Genomic DNA, 15857 nt, shown 5'->3' on the forward strand with positions numbered 1-15857 from the left:
GGCCGTCGATGCCGTCGCCACCCTGGGCCGCGTGCGACCGACGGGGTATACAGGGAGGCATGAACACCGAACCCGACGCGATCGTGATCGGATCAGGCCCCAACGGGCTCGCCGCCGCCGTGACCCTCGCGCGGGCCGGGCTCTCCGTGCAGGTCTACGAGCGCAACGCGACCGTGGGCGGCGGGATGCGCACCGAGGCCATCACGCTCCCCGGCTTCGTGCACGACATCTGCTCGGCCGTGCATCCGCTCGCCTTCGCGTCCGGCTTCTTCCGGCGGTTCGGGCTCGACAAGCGCGTGGAGTTCGCCGTGCCGACCGCCTCGTACGGGCATCCACTCGACGGGGGCCGCGCCGCGATCGCGTACCACGACCTCGAGCGCACCGCGGAGTCGCTCGGCGCCGACGGCCCCGCCTGGCGCGCCCTCCTCGGACCGCTCGTGCGCAAGGCCGACGAGGTCGCGCAGTTCACCGGTTCGCAGCTCTTCCAGGTGCCGCGGCATCCGATCACCGCTGCACAGTTCGGGTTGGCGCTGCTCAGCCAGGGCGGTCCGTGGTGGGACGCGCCCTTCCGCGGCGAGGAGGCCGGCGCCCTGCTGACCGGCGTCTTCGCGCACGCGACCGTCGAGCTCCCCAGCCTCGCCGGGGCAGCCGCCGGCCTCACACTCGCCACTTACGCGCACGCCCGCGGCTGGCCGGTGCCGATCGGCGGCAGTCAGGCGATCGCCGACGCCATGGTCGCCGACATCGAAGCGCACGGCGGAGTCGTCGTGACCGGCGTCGAGATCGAGAGTCTCGGCGAGTTGCCGTCCGCCCGCGTGGTCCTGTTCGACACCGGGATGGAGGCCGCTGCCCGCCTCGGGGAGGACCGCCTGCCGGCGCACTATCTGCGCCGCGTCTCCACGTTCCGCAACGGGAACGGGGTCTCCAAGGCCGACTTCGCCCTCTCAGGACCGGTGCCGTGGAGCAATCCGGAGCTCATGGAGTCGCCGACTGTGCACCTCGGCGGGACCCGGGCCGCGATCGCGCATTCGGAGAGCGAGGTGGCTGCCGGACGCCACAGCGCCGACCCGTACGTTCTGGTGTCGCAGCCGTCGATCGTCGACCCGACCAGGGCCCCCGCCGGCCAGCACGTGCTCTGGGCGTACACGCACGTCCCGCGGGGGTCGACCGTCGACCAGAAGGAGGCGATCATCCGGCAGATCGAGCGTTTCGCCCCCGGTTTCCGCGACCTCATCATCGGGTCCGCCTCCCGCACCGCGGCCGAGATGGAGCGCTACAACCCCAACTACGTCGGCGGAGACATCTCTGCGGGAGCGCCGACGCTGAAGCAGCTGATCGCGCGGCCGGTCGTGTCGACCGAGCCGTGGCGGATGCCCGGGCGCGGTCTCTACCTCGCGTCGGCGGCGGCGGCTCCCGGCCCCGGCGTGCACGGGCTCTCCGGCTACTACGCCGCCAGAAGTGCTCTGCGCCACGAGTTCGGGGTCACCGAGATGCCGCCACTCGGTCCGGATGCCGCATCCGGGGCGCTCCCGGAACAGCCTCCGGTGCCGATGCCGGAAGATGTCGCCGCGCTGAGCCTGCGCGACGACGGACTGCCGGAGCAGTAGTCGTGTCCGTCAACGTCAAACGATTCGCCTGCACCCCCGACGAGGTGTTCGCCGTGCTCGCCGACCCGTGGGTGTATCCGACCTGGGTCGTCGGGGCGTCGCGCCTGCGCGCGGCCGACCCCGCCTATCCGGAGCCCGGCACGAAACTGCATCACTCGATCGGGGTCTGGCCGCTCGTGCTGAACGACGAGACGGAGGTGCTGGAGTGGGACCCTCCGCGCCGGATGGTGCTCACCGCGAAGACGCGTCCGCCCGGCGAGGAGCGCGTGATCATCGAGGCGAAGCCCCGCGGGGACGGCTGCGTGGTGCGGATGGAGGAGTTCCCGAGCGCGGGACCGGTCCGGCTCATCCCGACGTGGCTCGCCGACCTCGCGCTGCGCATCCGCAACGCCGAGACGCTGCGACGGCTGGAGTACGTGGCGATCGGTCGCGCCGGGCGGTAGTGCTCGTCGAGCGGTAGTGCTCGTCGGGCGGTAGTGCTCGTCGGGCGGTAGTGCTCGTGCGGCGTCGGGCGTACCCTCTTCGCATGTGCCGGAACATCCACACTCTCCACAATTTCGAGCCAGCCGCCAGCAGTGACGAGGTGCACGCCGCGGCTCTGCAGTACGTGCGCAAGATCAGCGGCACGACGAAGCCGTCGAAGGCGAACGCGGAGGCGTTCGACCGGGCCGTCGCCGAGATCGCGCACCTCACGCAGCACCTCCTCGACGACCTGGTGACGACGGCCCCGCCGAAGAACCGCGAAGAGGAGGCGGCCAAGTTGAAGGAGCGCTCGGCCCGCCGCTTCGCCGCCGCCTGACCGCTGCTGGCCGGCTCGCGCCGTCGCTCCTCTTCGTTGAGGGGTGGCGAACGCAGGCTCAGTCGGCGTGTTTAGGCCGATTTGCCGCCCCTCAACGGAAAGCGCGAGCTGGCGGGGGCGGCTGGCGAGGGCGGCTGGCGTAATCTGCGGGAAATGCGGGGGCGGTAGCGTTTCGGCATGCCCATCACCGTGACCGTCGAGCCGCCGCGCGCATCCGGTGTCGAGGCGCTGCTGCAGCTCAGTGACGACTACGCCTTCTCGCTCTATCCCGCGGAGAGCTGCTACCTGCTCGACGTGTCGGAGCTCGAGAAGCCCGGCGTCACCGTCTTCGTCGGCCGCGATGCCGGCGGACGAGCGCTCGGGATCGCGGCACTCGTCGTCAAGAGCGACGGCGCCGCCGAACTGAAGCGGATGTTCGTGCACGAGGACTCGCGCGGCCAGGGACTCGCCTCCGCCCTGCTCACCGCGGTCGAGCAGGCGGCGAGCGCGAACGGCGTGACGCTCCTCCAGCTCGAGACCGGACCGCTGCAGCACGCGGCGATCGCTCTGTACGAGCGCCGCGGGTACGCGCGCATCCCCAATTTCGGGGACTACGTGGGCGATCCCTACTCGGTCTGCTACTCGAAGACCCTCACGCCGCAACTCGTCTAGCGCGCATCCTCACCGTGCCGCTAGCCTGACGGCAGGCATCGGAGAGGGGTCCCGCGGTGGCACAGGAGAGCGACGCGAACGCGCAGTCCGGCGACGGTGACGCGGCGAACCAGCCGCCCGCCGACCGCACGACCAACCTCCGCGGCTGGCTCATCGCGGGCATCGCGACGGCCGCCGCGCTCATCCTGATCGCGGGCGGCTTCATCGCCGGAACGGTCACCACCCTCGCACTCGGCGGCCAGCGCGGCTCGTGCGACGCCGCCTCGGTGGCCGACCGGGTGCTGCCGACCATCGTCACGATCGTCGTCGAGACCCGTAACGGCTCCAGCAACGGCAGCGGCGAGATCATCACCAGCGACGGCTACATCCTCACCAACAACCACGTGATCTCCTCCGCCGCCACCTCGGGAACCGTCTCCGCGCGCTTCAGCGACGGTCACGAACTGCGCGCCCGCATCGTCGGGCGGGATCCGAAGACAGACCTCGCCGTGATCAAGGTCACCAGCCCGGATGCCCTCCCGGTGATCGACGAAGGCGACTCCGGTTCCCTGTCCGTCGGCCAGCCGGTGGTCGCGCTCGGCGCCCCGCTCGGGCTCTCGAGCACCGTGACCGCCGGCATCGTGAGCGCACTCGGACGCACCGTCCCGGTGCCGAGCGACGACGACCGCAACGCGATCCTGGTCGGCGCGATCCAGACGGACGCGTCCATCAACCCGGGCAACTCGGGCGGCGCGCTCGTCGACTGCAACGGTCGCCTCGTCGGCATCAACACGGCGATCGCGACCGTGCCCGGCTCCGGCGGACAGACCAGCACGGGCAGCGTCGGCATCGGATTCGCCGTTCCGCAGTCGGTCGCCATCCCGCTCGCGCACCAGCTCATCGAGCACGGCGAGGTCTCCTATCCGAACGTCGGCGCCGACGTCATCCCGATCCCGCACGCGGTCGCGGTGCGCTACGGCGTGGCCGACGGACTGTTCGTGCAAGCGGTCGTGCCGGGCGGGCCTGCGGACGACGCCGGGATCCATCCGGGCGACGTGATCACCGCGGTGAACGGTCAGCGGGCGGTCAACCTCGACGTGCTCACGCACATCCAGCTCACCAGCAAGGCGGGCGACACGGTGAGGGTCGACTTCCTTCACAACGGCCGCTCGCACACCACGACGGTGACGCTGGCGGACTAGCGGTGCGTCGGCTGGGCTTCCACTTCAACTGCCCCGGATGCGCCGCGACAGTTCGGCGGCGGCCTCTGCGATCCGTGCCGCGAGGCCCGGCCACTCCTCGCGCGGAAGGTTCTCACGCGGAAACGTGATCGCGATCCCCGCCGCCGGCCACCCCGCGTGGTCGCGCACCGACACGGCGACCGACGCGAACCCCGGCGTCACCTCGCCGTCCTCCGTGGCGTAGCCGGTCTCCCGCACCGCAGCGACGACCCGTTTGAGCTCGGCATAGCTGTGCGGTCCGGCGCCGGTGCGGTCTTCGAAGGCGCCCGCATCCGGATACAGGGCGCGCAGCTGCCCGGCCGGCAGGGTCGCGAGGAGTGCGCGCCCGCTCGCCGTGAGGTGGCTCGGGAGCCGCACGCCCACATCCGTGACCAGCCGGGGGCGGCGCGGAGCGCGTTCTTCGGCGATGTAGACGACGTCGCGACCGTGCAGCACGGCGACGTGGCCGGATTCCCCGATCGCGTCGACGAGGCCGGCCAGGATCGGGCGACCGAGCCGGGTGAGCGGCTCCTGCCGCGAGAACGCGGAGCTGAGCTCGTAGGTGGCGACCCCGAGGCCGTAGCGCTTCGCCTCGGGGAAGTGCAGCACGAAGCCGTGCTCAAGCAGCACCGTGAGCAGGTGGTATACGCTCGAGCGCGGCAGCCCCAGTGCGTGTGCGATGGACGCGGCGGGCATCGGTCCGCGCTGCGCCCCCAGGTACTCGAGGATGCGCAGGGTGTTCTCCGCTGCCGGGACCTTGCTCATGCGCATTCCCCTCCCGGATCACCGCTGCCGCCATCGAGTCCGGGCATAATCTCGCGAATCGGACCCCGACGCGGGATTACTCCCGTACTCGGCTGCGGGTGCGTGCCGGCGTCTGGGATCCCGGACACGGATGAGTCTAGGCGGGGTCCGCGCGCGAGCGCGAGCGTGTGTGATGGTGGCATGCTCCTCACGAAGACCCGCATCACCGTCGGCGCACGACCTCTCACCGTCGACGAGGTCGTCGCCGTCGCCCGCCACGACGCCCCCGTCGACCTCGAACGCGAGTCGCTCGACGCGGTCGAGGCGTCCCGCGCCATCGTCGATGCGCTCGCCGACGACACCGAACCGCACTACGGCATCTCGACCGGATTCGGCGCGCTCGCGACCACCTACATCCCGGCCGACCGCCGCGCCCAGCTCCAGGCGAGCCTCGTGCGCTCGCACGCCGCCGGCAGCGGGCCCGAGGTCGAGCGCGAGGTCGTGCGCGCACTCATGCTGCTGCGCCTGTCCACCCTGATGACCGGCCGGACCGGCGTGCAGCGTGCGACCGTCGAGACGTACGCGGCGCTGCTCAACGCCGGAATCACCCCGATCGTGCGCGAATACGGCTCGCTCGGCTGCTCCGGCGACCTCGCCCCGCTCGCCCACTGCGCCCTCGCGGCCATGGGCGAAGGCCAGGTGCGCGTCGGCGCCGCGTCCGACGGCGCCGGCACGGTCGCAGACGCCGCCGACGCGCTGGCTGCTGCGGGCATCCGGCCCGTCGTGCTCGCGGAGAAGGAGGGGCTCGCCCTCATCAACGGCACCGACGGGATGCTCGGAATGCTCTCCCTCGCCATCCACGATCTGGGCGCCCTCCTGCGCACCGCAGATGTCGCGGCGGCGATGAGCGTCGAGGCGTTGCTCGGCACCGACGCCGTGTTCGCCGACGACCTGCAGCGCCTCCGCCCGCAGCACGGCCAGGCGCTCGCGGCGGCGAACATCCGCAGGATGCTCGCCGGTTCCCCGATCGTCGCGAGCCACAAGGGGCCGGAGTGCACGCGCGTGCAAGACGCATACTCGCTCCGCTGCGCGCCGCAGGTGCACGGTGCCGCCCGCGACACGCTCGGGCACGCAACGCTCGTGGCCGAACGCGAGCTCGCGTCCGCCGTCGACAACCCGGTGCTCACGCTCGACGGCCGCGTGGAATCGAACGGCAACTTCCACGGCGCCCCCGTCGCCTACGTGCTCGACTTCCTCGCGATTGCGGCGGCCGATGTCGCCAGCATGTCGGAGCGGCGCACCGACCGCTTCCTCGATCCCGCCCGCAACCAGGGGCTCACGCCCTTCCTGGCGCACGAGGTCGGCGTCGACTCAGGCCTGATGATCGCGCAGTACACGGCGGCGGGCATCGTGTCCGAGCTCAAGCGACTGGCCGCTCCGGCCTCGGTCGACTCGATCCCGTCGTCGGCGATGCAGGAGGACCACGTCTCGATGGGGTGGGCCGCCGCGCGCAAGCTGCGCCGGTCGCTCGACGGGCTGGGGCGCGTACTCGCGATCGAAGTCATGACCGCTGCGCGCGGGGCAGACCTCCGTGCGCCGCTGAAGCCGGGCGCCCCGACCGGAGCGGTCATCGGCGCCGTACGCGAGGTCGCCGAAGGCCCGGGCGCCGACCGGTACCTCTCCCCCGAGATCGAGGCCGTGGTCGCGCTCGTTCAGTCGGGCCGGGTGCTCGAGGCCGCCGAGTCGGTCGCCGGCCCGCTCGCCTAGCCGCTCCGCTTCGTCCCCGCCCGCCACCCACCGCCCGCCGCCCGCCGCAGAAGCAATCGAGTCCGAACTTGTTTCGGCCTCACCCGGCGAGTCGGGGCAACAACTTCAGACTCGATCACCACGACAACCGAAGGAGACTCCGATGGATGGAGCCAGAGAGGTCCGCGCGGCACGCGGGACCGAACTCACCGCCAAGAGCTGGCAGACCGAGGCGCCGCTGCGGATGCTCATGAACAACCTCGATCCCGACGTGGCCGAGCGACCGGATGACCTGGTCGTCTACGGCGGGACCGGCCGCGCGGCACGGAGCTGGGAGGCGTTCGACGCGATCGTGCGAACGCTGCGTGACCTGGAGGCCGACGAGACGCTGCTCGTGCAGTCGGGCAAGCCGGTCGGCGTGTTCCGCACGAACGAGTGGGCGCCGCGCGTGCTCATCGCCAACTCGAACCTCGTGGGCGACTGGGCGACGTGGCCCGAGTTCCGCCGGCTCGAGTCCCTCGGCCTCACCATGTACGGACAGATGACGGCCGGATCGTGGATCTACATCGGTACGCAGGGCATCCTGCAGGGCACGTACGAGACCTTCGCGGCCGTCGCGGCGAAGCGGTTCGGCGGCACACTCGCGGGCACGCTCACGCTCACCGGCGGCGCAGGTGGCATGGGCGGAGCGCAGCCGCTCGCCGTGACGATGAACGAGGGCGCCGTGCTGATCGTCGATGTCGACGAGACGCGCCTCCAGCGCCGCATCGACCACGGCTACCTCGACGAGCTGGCCACCGACCTCGACGACGCCGTCGAGCGCGTGCTCGCCGCCCGCGCCGAGCGCCGCCCGCTCTCCGTCGGGCTCGTCGGCAATGCGGCGACCGTCTTCCCCGAGCTGCTGAGCCGCGGCGTCCCGATCGACATCGTCACCGACCAGACGAGTGCGCACGACCCGCTCAACTATCTTCCCGAAGGCGTCTCGGTCGCCGAATGGCACGACCGCGCCGCCGCCGATCCGGAGGCGTTCACCCTCGCGGCCCGCGACTCGATGGCCAAACATGTCGAGGCGATGGTCGGATTCCAGGATGCCGGCGCCGAGGTCTTCGACTACGGCAACTCACTGCGCGCGGAGGCCAAGCTCGGCGGGTACGAGAGGGCCTTCGACTTCCCCGGTTTCGTCCCCGCGTACATCCGGCCGCTGTTCGCGGAGGGCAAGGGGCCGTTCCGCTGGGCGGCACTCTCGGGCGATCCGGCCGACATCGCCGCGACCGACCGGGCGATCCTCGAGCTGTTCCCCGACGACGAGCACCTGCGCCGCTGGATCACCCAGGCGGGCGAGAAGGTGCACTTCGAGGGTCTCCCCGCGCGCATCTGCTGGCTCGGCTACAAGGAACGTCACCTCGCCGGCCTGCGCTTCAACGAGATGGTCGCCAGCGGAGAGCTCAGCGCGCCGATCGTGATCGGGCGCGACCACCTGGACTCCGGATCGGTCGCCTCGCCGTACCGGGAGACCGAGTCGATGGCCGACGGCTCCGACGCGATCGCCGACTGGCCCCTGCTGAACGCCCTGCTGAACACCGCATCCGGCGCGACGTGGGTGTCGATCCACCACGGCGGCGGGGTCGGCATCGGCCGCTCCATCCACGCCGGCCAGGTGATCGTCGCCGACGGAACGCCGCTCGCCGCGGAGAAGATCGAGCGCGTGCTCATCAACGATCCCGGCACGGGCGTGATGCGCCACGTGGACGCGGGTTACGAGCGCGCGGCCGAGGTCGCTCGCGAGCGGGGCCTGCGCATCCCGATGCAGGAGGGCTGACGATGTCCGCCGGGGGTTCGACGCTGTTCACCGGGATCGCTGAGCTCGTCACCAACGATCCGGCGCGATCCGGTCTTCTGGGGATCGTGCCGGATGCCGCACTGCTCGTGCGCGACGGCGTCGTCGTGTGGGCAGGATCGGCAGCCGAAGCGCCCGGCGTGCTGGACCGGAACGCGACCGGCGGTGACGCCGTCGAGACGGTCGACCTCGGTGGGGCGGCCGTCATCCCCGGCTTCGTCGACTCCCACACCCACCTCGTCTTCGGCGGTGACCGCGCCGCCGAGTTCGAGGCGCGGATGTCCGGAGCGGCGTATTCCGCCGGCGGCATACGCAGCACGGTAGCCGCCACCCGTGCCGCCTCCGACGGCGAGCTGGCCGCGCGCCTCGACGGTTTCGTCGCCGAACTCCACGCCCAGGGCACCACGACGTTCGAGATCAAGAGCGGCTATGGCCTGACGGTCGCGGACGAGGCCCGCCTGCTCGAACTCGCGAGCCGGGTCACCGACGAGACGACCTTTCTCGGTGCGCACGTCGTTCCGGCGGAGTTTGCCGACGATCCCGAGAGCTACGTCGAGCTGGTCTCAGGCCCGATGCTGGATGCGTGCGCGCCGCATGCCCGCTGGATCGACGCGTTCTGCGAGACCGGAGCCTTCACCGTCGAGCAGTCCCGCCGCATCCTCCGGGCGGGTGCCGAGAGGGGGCTCGGCGTTCGGCTGCACGCGAGCCAGCTCGCACCGGGCGACGGAGTAGCGCTCGCGATCGAACTCGACGCGGCGAGCGTCGACCACTGCACGTACCTCACCGACACCGACGTCGCCGCACTCGCGAGCTCCCGCACGGTCGCCACGTTGCTGCCCGGCGTCGAGTTCTCCACCCGGCAGCCGTACCCGGATGCCCGCCGACTGATCGACGCCGGCGTCACCGTCGCGCTGGCCAGCGACTGCAACCCGGGGTCGTCGTTCACCTCGTCGATGGCGTTCTGCATCGCCGTCGCGGTGCGCGACATGCGCATGACACCGGCCGAAGCGCTGTGGGCGGCCACCGCCGGCGGCGCGGCCGCGCTTCGGCGAACCGATGTCGGGAACCTGGCCGCCGGCAGCCGTGCCGACTTCGTGGCCCTGCGTGCGCCGAGCTTCGTGCACCTCGCGTACCGTCCGGGCGTGCCGCTGGTCGACGGCGTCTGGAAGGACGGCGCCCGCCTGAGCTGAGCGGGCTCAGCGGCTCGCGAGTCCCGCCGCCACCTCGAGCACCAGCAGGGCCGCCAGACGCACCGTGCGTCCGTCGGGCGCATCCGCCGTCGCATCCACCTCGGCGATGTCGACCGACCGCACCGATTCCCACGAGCCGGCTAATCTGGCGGCCGCCCGCAGTTCCCAGGCGGCGAGTCCCCCGGGAATCGAAGCCGGGCATCCGGGCGCGACGGACCGGTCGCAGACGTCGACGTCCAGATCGACGTGCACCGGACCGCCCGCGCTTCCCGCGATCTCCAGCGCCTCCGCCATGACGTCGTCCATCGGGCGGCGGTGGAGCTCATCGCGATGGATGATCGTGATCCCGTACTCCTCGGCCCGCGCCGCGTAGGCGTGCGAGTTTGCGAAGTCGGCGATCCCGATCTGCACCACCCGGCGGCCGTCGAGCCCGGCTTCGATGAGTCGGCGCACCGGCGAACCGTTGGAGACGCCGTCGCGCAGATCGTGGTGCGCGTCGAGGGTCACGAGCCCGGCCGTCTCCAGATCGTCGCCCCACGACCCGAGTGCGGCCGGAACCGTGAGGGCGTTGTCGCCGCCCACCGCCACGGTCACGGATGCGCGCTCCACCGCATCCGCCATCGCCGCGATCGCCCGGCCCTCGCCTTCGGGACCGTCCGGATCGAGCACATCGCCGGCGTCAGCGAACAGGAGGTCTTCGAGCTCCGGCGGACGAGGGCCGGGCGCTGAGCGGTCGGGCGATAGGAAGGGGGCGTAGTAGCGGAGCGCCGCTCGCACGGCTGCCGGCGTCTCACCGGCGCCGGTCGCCGACAGGGAGGTGCGGAAGGTCGGGATGCCCAGCAGAGTGAGGTCGATACGCTCGCCCGATTCGAGCTCGTCGGGTGACGGCCAGTCGCCGCTCCGCGGCCAGAGGGGGTCGACGGACAAGGGTCGCGGGCTCATAGTGCGACGCTACCAACGCGCGTGGGTGCCGGGAACGGCCGGGTCGCATCCGTGTCTGGGATCACGGACGCGGGCCGTCGACGGCCGGCCGCTGCATCGGCGGCTGCGCTCGAGCCTCCACGCGCCTAGGATCGCCGCATGGACTCCGCCGCGAACGCTCCCGCCGATTCACCCACGGCCTCGGCCGCTGCAGCCGCCTCAGCCGCAGACACGGCGGCGGCGGACAGCGCGGCCGAGTTCGCCGCGATCGCCGACGAACTCGCGGGGAGCGGCGCCGTCACCGGGCGCATGTTCGGGCATCCGGCGCTCAAGCTCAACGGCAAGGTGTTCGCCTGCGAGTTCTACGGAGCGATGGCCTTCCGGCTCGGTCGGGAGACGTCGGTGCACGCCGAGGCACTCTTGCTCACGGGCGCTCTACTGTTCGACCCCTCGCGACGCGATCAGCCGTTCAAGGACTGGGTCGAGGTGCCCGCAGCCGCGAGCGACCAGTGGCCGATGCTCGCGCAGGCGTCGCTCGACCACCTCGTGAACGAGTCCGCCTGACGCGTCGCGCGCGATCCGGTCAGCACCGGCCCGGGCCGGCCCCGGCTCGGGTCAGCTCCGGCTCGGCTCCGCCACGACCTCGGGTGCGCCCGGCGCACCGCCGTCACCGTCGCCCGACGCGGCCGCCTTCGCCGCACGCTTGGCCGCGCGCCGCTCCTTGGCGCCCTCGACCAGGTTGTAGAGCGTCGGGAGCACGATGAGCGTGAGCAGCGTCGACGAGATCAGTCCGCCGATCACCACGATCGCCAGCGGCTGCGAGATGAAGCCGCCGTGGCCGGTGAGGCCGATCGCCATCGGGAACAGCGCGGCGATGGTCGCGAGCGCGGTCATCAGGATGGGGCGCAGACGACGTGACGCACCGTGCGTCACCGCCTCTGCAACCGTCATTCCTCGACGCCGGTACTGGTTGACGAGGTCGATCAAAACGATCGCGTTGGTGACCACGATTCCGATCAGCATCAGCACTCCGATGAGCGATGCGACGCCGAGCGGGATGCCCGAGATCACCTGCAGCGCGATCGCACCGGTGGCCGCGAACGGCACCGAGACCAGCAGCAGCAGCGGCTGGCGGAGCGACCGGAATGTCGCCACCATCACGATGTAGACGATCAGGATGGCCGCGAGCAGCGCGATCCCGAGCTGCGAGAAGGCGTCGGACTGGCTCGAGGAGACGCCACCGATCTTCGCCGTCGAGCCCGAGGGCAGGTCGGCCTTCTTCAGCGCCGCCGTCACATCGGCGTTGGCCGTGCCGAGGTTGTCGGTGCCCGGCGTCGCCGTCACCGTCGCGGTGCGGAGCCCGCGCTGCGTGGTGACCGTCGAGGGTCCGTTGGTCTGGGTCACGCTGGCGAGGGTGCTGAGGGCCACCGGACCGGTCGCCGTCGGCACGGAGAGAGCGGCGAGCTGCGCGACGGTGGTCGGCGGGTTGTCGCTCTGCAGGTAGATCTTCAGCGAGCTGTTGTCGATCGCGATCGATCCCGCCTGGGTCGGCTGCATCGCCTGCGAGACGATCGTGCCGACGGCGACCTCGCTGAGGCCGGCGGCGGCCGCCTTCGTGCGGTCGACGTTCACGGCGACGTACGGCAGCGACGCGCTGAGGTTGTCACTCGTCTGCTTGATGGAGTCGAGCGACTTCATCTGCTCGACCACCGAATCCGTCGCCGTCTGCAGGTCGGCGTTGCTGGTGGCCGTGATGTCGATCTCGATGTCGTTGGACGCACCGAAGCCGCTCGAGGTCGACACCGTGATGTCGCCCTGGTCCTTGATCGCGCCGAGCTCGGACTCGACCGTGTTCTGCAGCTTCTCCTGGTCGGCGTTGGGGTCGGTCGTCACGGAGAACGTGATCGCCCCGCCGCCACCCGAGAACGCGTCGCGCAGCGAACTGCCGCTCGACCCGATCGACAGCTGCACCGTCTTCACACCCGACGTGTCGAGCAGCTTCTGCTCGACCACCTTGGCCGCGGTGTCCTGCGCCTCGAGGCTGGTTCCGGGAGGCAGCTGCTGCGACACCGTGAGCGTGTTCTGTCCGGTCGAACCGAGGAAGTTGGTCTTCATCAGCGGGGTCAGCGCGAAGGTTCCGATGAGCACCAGCACGGCGATCAGCACGGTCGAGACCGAGTGCTTCAGCGTCCAGTGGATGATCGGCAGATAGCCCTTCTGCAGGCGCGACGGATGCTCGAGCTCGTCCTCGCCGGCAGCGGCGGCCTCGTCGATCGAGAGGTGCGCGGCCGCTGAGTCCTCCTGACCGCCCTCGTGCTTGCGGGCCTTCGGCGGCCGCAGGAACCAGTACGCGAGCACGGGCACGATGGTCAGGGCGACCAGCAGCGACGAGAGCAGGGCGATCGTCACGGTGAGGGCGAACGGGCGGAACAGCTCACCCGTCACGTCGCCGACGAAGGCCAGCGGCAGGAACACCGCGACCGTCGTGATCGTCGACGCGGTGATCGCGCCCGCGACCTCCCTCACGGCCTTGACGACCGTCGTGGCTCGATCCACGCCGGCCACGAGCTGGCGCTTGATGTTCTCGATGACGACGATCGAGTCGTCGACGACACGGCCGATCGCGATCGTGAGCGCGCCGAGCGTGATGATGTTGAGCGTGTAGCCGGTGGCCTGCATCACGATGAACGTGATCAGCACGCTGGTCGGGATCGAGATCGCGGTGACCAGGGTCGCGCGGATCGAGAGCAGGAACACCAGGATCACGATCACGGCGAAGAGGAGGCCGAGCAGTCCCTCTTCGGTGAGCGAATTGATCGACTGCGTGATGAACGGTGCCTGATCGAAGACGACGGTGATCGTGGCGCCGCTGCCGAGCTTGGTCTGCAGGTCGGGGATGAGGTCGTTGACGGCGTGGGAGACCTCGACGGTGTTGGCCGACGGGAGCTTGGTGACGGCGATGGTGAGCGCCGGCTTGCCGTCGACGCGCGAGATCGAGGTCACGGGGTCGTCGGTCTTCGTCACGGTGGCGACGTCGCCGATCGTCTTCGGGGCGGGCGGCGCGGCCGGGACGGTGGCGGCTGCACCTGCGCCGGCTGCTGCGCCTGCACCGGCTGCGGCACCCGCGCCCGCCGCTGCACCGCCTCCGGCGCCCGCGCCGGCTCCTGCTCCCGCTCCTGCTCCTGCTCCTGCGCCAGCAGACGCCGACGCCGACCCGATCAGCGGGAGCTTCGTGATGTCGTCGATCGACGTGAGCTGCTTGCCCGACTGCACGGAGAGCGTCTTGCCGTTCTCGGTGATCGAGCCGCCGGGAACCAGCACCCCGTTCTGCTGGAGCGCGTCCTTGATCGACGAGGTGCTGAGGCCCGCCGCCGCGAGCTTCGCGGCATCCGGAACGATGGTGATCCGCTGGCCGACCTCGCCGACCAGCTGGGCGTCGTTGACACCGTCCACGTCTTTGATGTCGGGGAGCGCGAGCTTGGTGATGCTGTCGCCGACGGTGCGCTGATCCTGATCGCTGGTGACCGCGAGCTGGATGACCGGCAGATCGTCGATGCTCCCCGAGATCACCTGCGGGTCGACGCCATCCGGAAGCGTGGACTTGATGCGGTTGATCGCCTGGTCGAGCTTCTGCTCAGCGGTCGCGAGGTCGGTGCCGTAGGTGAACTTCGCCGTGATCAGCGACTGGTTCGTGCTGCTGACCGCCGAGGTGCTGTCGAGGTTCGGCACGCCCTGCACCGCGGTCTCGATCGGCGTGCTGACGTCGTTGTTCACGACCTCGGGCGAAGCGCCGGGGTACGACGAGATGATCGCGAGCTGCGGGAACTGGATCGACGGCGCGAGCTCCTGTTTGAGGTTGGTGAGCGCAAGGCCGCCGAAGATGGCTGCGACGATGGTCACCAGCGCGATGAGTGCGCGGTTCTTCATGCTGAGAACGGCGAGAAAATGCACAGACGTACCCTTTGCGAGATCCGGATGCTGAGAGCGCGACCCCTTCGCCGCCTCGAAAGTATCTCATTGCACCCTGTGCAAAATCCTCATGCCCTGGTACGACTTCGCCGCCCGCGCCTACTCCCCCCGGCGCAGCACGTTCGTCGTTTGCCAGTTGATGCGGCGCAGCAGCATGATGCGCCGCATCAAGTGGCAAACGACGACCAGCCGGCGCGGACCAGGATGCGCGTGACGAGCTTCGCGGTTTCGGGGACGAGGTCGGCGGCACCGAGCCTGATCACCGTCTCGCCGAGGTCTTGCAGCGCCATCGTGCGAGCGAAGTCCCGGCGCCATTGCGCGCGATCGCTGCGGTGGTGATCCCCTTCGTACTCGATGACAACCCGGAACTCCGGGAATCGCAGATCGGGACGCGCGACGAACGCACCGTTCGCGTCGTAGAGCGGGACATTCACGTCGAGCCTCGGCAGTCCGGCCTGCACGAGCATCACGCGCAACGCCGACTCCTGCGGCGACTCGGATCGCTCGTGCAGGAGTGGGATGGCCGCGGCGCTCGTCACGGCGCCTGGTCGACCGCGCAGCGTCGACGCACGACGGGCGAGATCGGAGATCGACGCACGACGCGACCTCCAGTGGATGATCGCGTCCCCGAGAGCAACCGATTCCGCCACGGACAGCCGCGACGCCAGATCCCGCCACGTGCGCGTCGCGCTCGTCACCCTCCACCCACGGATGGACACCACGTCACCATCGCAGAACTGCACCTGATGCCCGACCACACCCGAGATCCGCGGGGCCCTGACCGGACGCGGAACCGACACGTGGAGCGGGCCGTCGGCGAGCACGCGCGGAATCGGCAACCCGTGAAGAAGAGCCGCCGTCGCGTGGCTGAACACCCCGCCCTCCGGCATCCGGATCTGGAGCGCCTCGCACCGAGTGAGAATCGTGACCGGCCGATCGGCGGGTTCCCGCACACCGCGAAAAGGGGTGCGGAGGTCGTCAGATCGAAGACGCCAGACGGAGATGGAGCGGTCGACCGCCTGCTCGAATGAGAACGCACGATCGCCGAATCCGCGGGGAAGGGGATCCGGACGACGCATCTATCGACTCTGCCTCGAAACACGTTCACATCGTGCTTGTTATCCACAGCCCGTCGTTGGCCAGACGATGCGTTCCCGGACCCTCCTGCGCCGCATCAAGTGGCAAACGACGACC

Annotated in this window: 13 protein-coding genes; 9 read left to right on the forward strand and 4 right to left on the reverse strand. The window is 70.5% G+C overall.

Annotation, left to right across the window (positions count from 1 at the left end; genetic code table 11):
- Positions 1–59: 59 nt before the first annotated feature.
- From PKE84_RS05260 to PKE84_RS05280, 5 genes are all read left to right on the forward strand, one after another.
- Positions 60–1607: a phytoene desaturase family protein gene (locus tag PKE84_RS05260; RefSeq protein ID WP_271176165.1), complete on the forward strand. Its 1548-nt coding sequence runs from the start codon at positions 60–62 to the stop codon at positions 1605–1607.
- Between the two features lie 2 nt (positions 1608–1609).
- Positions 1610–2050: an SRPBCC family protein gene (locus tag PKE84_RS05265; RefSeq protein WP_271176166.1), complete on the forward strand. Its 441-nt coding sequence runs from the start codon at positions 1610–1612 to the stop codon at positions 2048–2050.
- Positions 2051–2133: 83 nt separating this feature from the next.
- Entirely contained in the window at positions 2134–2406 is a 273-nt protein-coding gene (locus tag PKE84_RS05270; RefSeq protein WP_271176167.1) for a DUF2277 domain-containing protein, read from the forward strand.
- Positions 2407–2583: 177 nt separating this feature from the next.
- Positions 2584–3057 carry a GNAT family N-acetyltransferase gene (locus PKE84_RS05275; RefSeq protein WP_271176168.1) on the forward strand — a complete coding sequence of 158 codons (474 nt, stop codon included), beginning with the start codon at positions 2584–2586 and terminating at the stop codon, positions 3055–3057.
- Between the two features lie 56 nt (positions 3058–3113).
- The gene (locus PKE84_RS05280) at positions 3114–4238 is read left to right on the forward strand and encodes a S1C family serine protease (RefSeq protein WP_271176169.1); all 1125 of its coding nucleotides are present in this window, start codon (positions 3114–3116) and stop codon (positions 4236–4238) included.
- Positions 4239–4262: 24 nt separating this feature from the next.
- Here the strand turns inward: PKE84_RS05280 and PKE84_RS05285 are convergent, their stop codons facing one another.
- Positions 4263–5021, reverse strand: a complete 759-nt coding sequence (locus tag PKE84_RS05285) for an IclR family transcriptional regulator (RefSeq protein WP_271176170.1) — start codon at positions 5019–5021, stop codon at positions 4263–4265.
- 180 nt (positions 5022–5201) lie between these two features.
- Between PKE84_RS05285 and hutH the strand changes: the two genes are divergently transcribed.
- From hutH to hutI, 3 genes are all read left to right on the forward strand, one after another.
- Positions 5202–6767, forward strand: coding sequence for a histidine ammonia-lyase (gene hutH / locus PKE84_RS05290; RefSeq protein WP_271176171.1), 1566 nt, complete (start codon positions 5202–5204; stop codon positions 6765–6767).
- Between the two features lie 142 nt (positions 6768–6909).
- Positions 6910–8565: a urocanate hydratase gene (gene hutU / locus PKE84_RS05295; protein WP_271176172.1), complete on the forward strand. Its 1656-nt coding sequence runs from the start codon at positions 6910–6912 to the stop codon at positions 8563–8565.
- Between the two features lie 2 nt (positions 8566–8567).
- Positions 8568–9773: an imidazolonepropionase gene (gene hutI, locus PKE84_RS05300; protein WP_271176173.1), complete on the forward strand. Its 1206-nt coding sequence runs from the start codon at positions 8568–8570 to the stop codon at positions 9771–9773.
- A 6-nt stretch (positions 9774–9779) separates the two neighbouring features.
- On the opposite strand, the gene PKE84_RS05305 is transcribed toward hutI, so the two are convergent.
- Positions 9780–10715: an arginase family protein gene (locus PKE84_RS05305; protein WP_271176174.1), complete on the reverse strand. Its 936-nt coding sequence runs from the start codon at positions 10713–10715 to the stop codon at positions 9780–9782.
- A 138-nt stretch (positions 10716–10853) separates the two neighbouring features.
- On the opposite strand from PKE84_RS05305, the gene PKE84_RS05310 reads away from it, so the two are divergent.
- Positions 10854–11258, forward strand: a complete 405-nt coding sequence (locus PKE84_RS05310; RefSeq protein WP_271176175.1) for a hypothetical protein — start codon at positions 10854–10856, stop codon at positions 11256–11258.
- A 51-nt stretch (positions 11259–11309) separates the two neighbouring features.
- Here PKE84_RS05310 and PKE84_RS05315 read toward each other — a convergent pair whose 3' ends face one another.
- Both PKE84_RS05315 and PKE84_RS05320 read right to left on the reverse strand, forming a co-directional pair.
- Entirely contained in the window at positions 11310–14645 is a 3336-nt protein-coding gene (locus PKE84_RS05315) for an efflux RND transporter permease subunit (RefSeq protein WP_271176176.1), read from the reverse strand.
- 185 nt (positions 14646–14830) lie between these two features.
- On the reverse strand, positions 14831–15742 hold the full coding sequence (locus PKE84_RS05320; RefSeq protein WP_271176177.1) for a PDDEXK family nuclease: 912 nt from the start codon (positions 15740–15742) through the stop codon (positions 14831–14833).
- Positions 15743–15857: the final 115 nt, after the last annotated feature.

Source organism: Leifsonia poae, from assembly GCF_027921845.1.
Lineage (GTDB): Bacteria > Actinomycetota > Actinomycetes > Actinomycetales > Microbacteriaceae > Leifsonia > Leifsonia poae.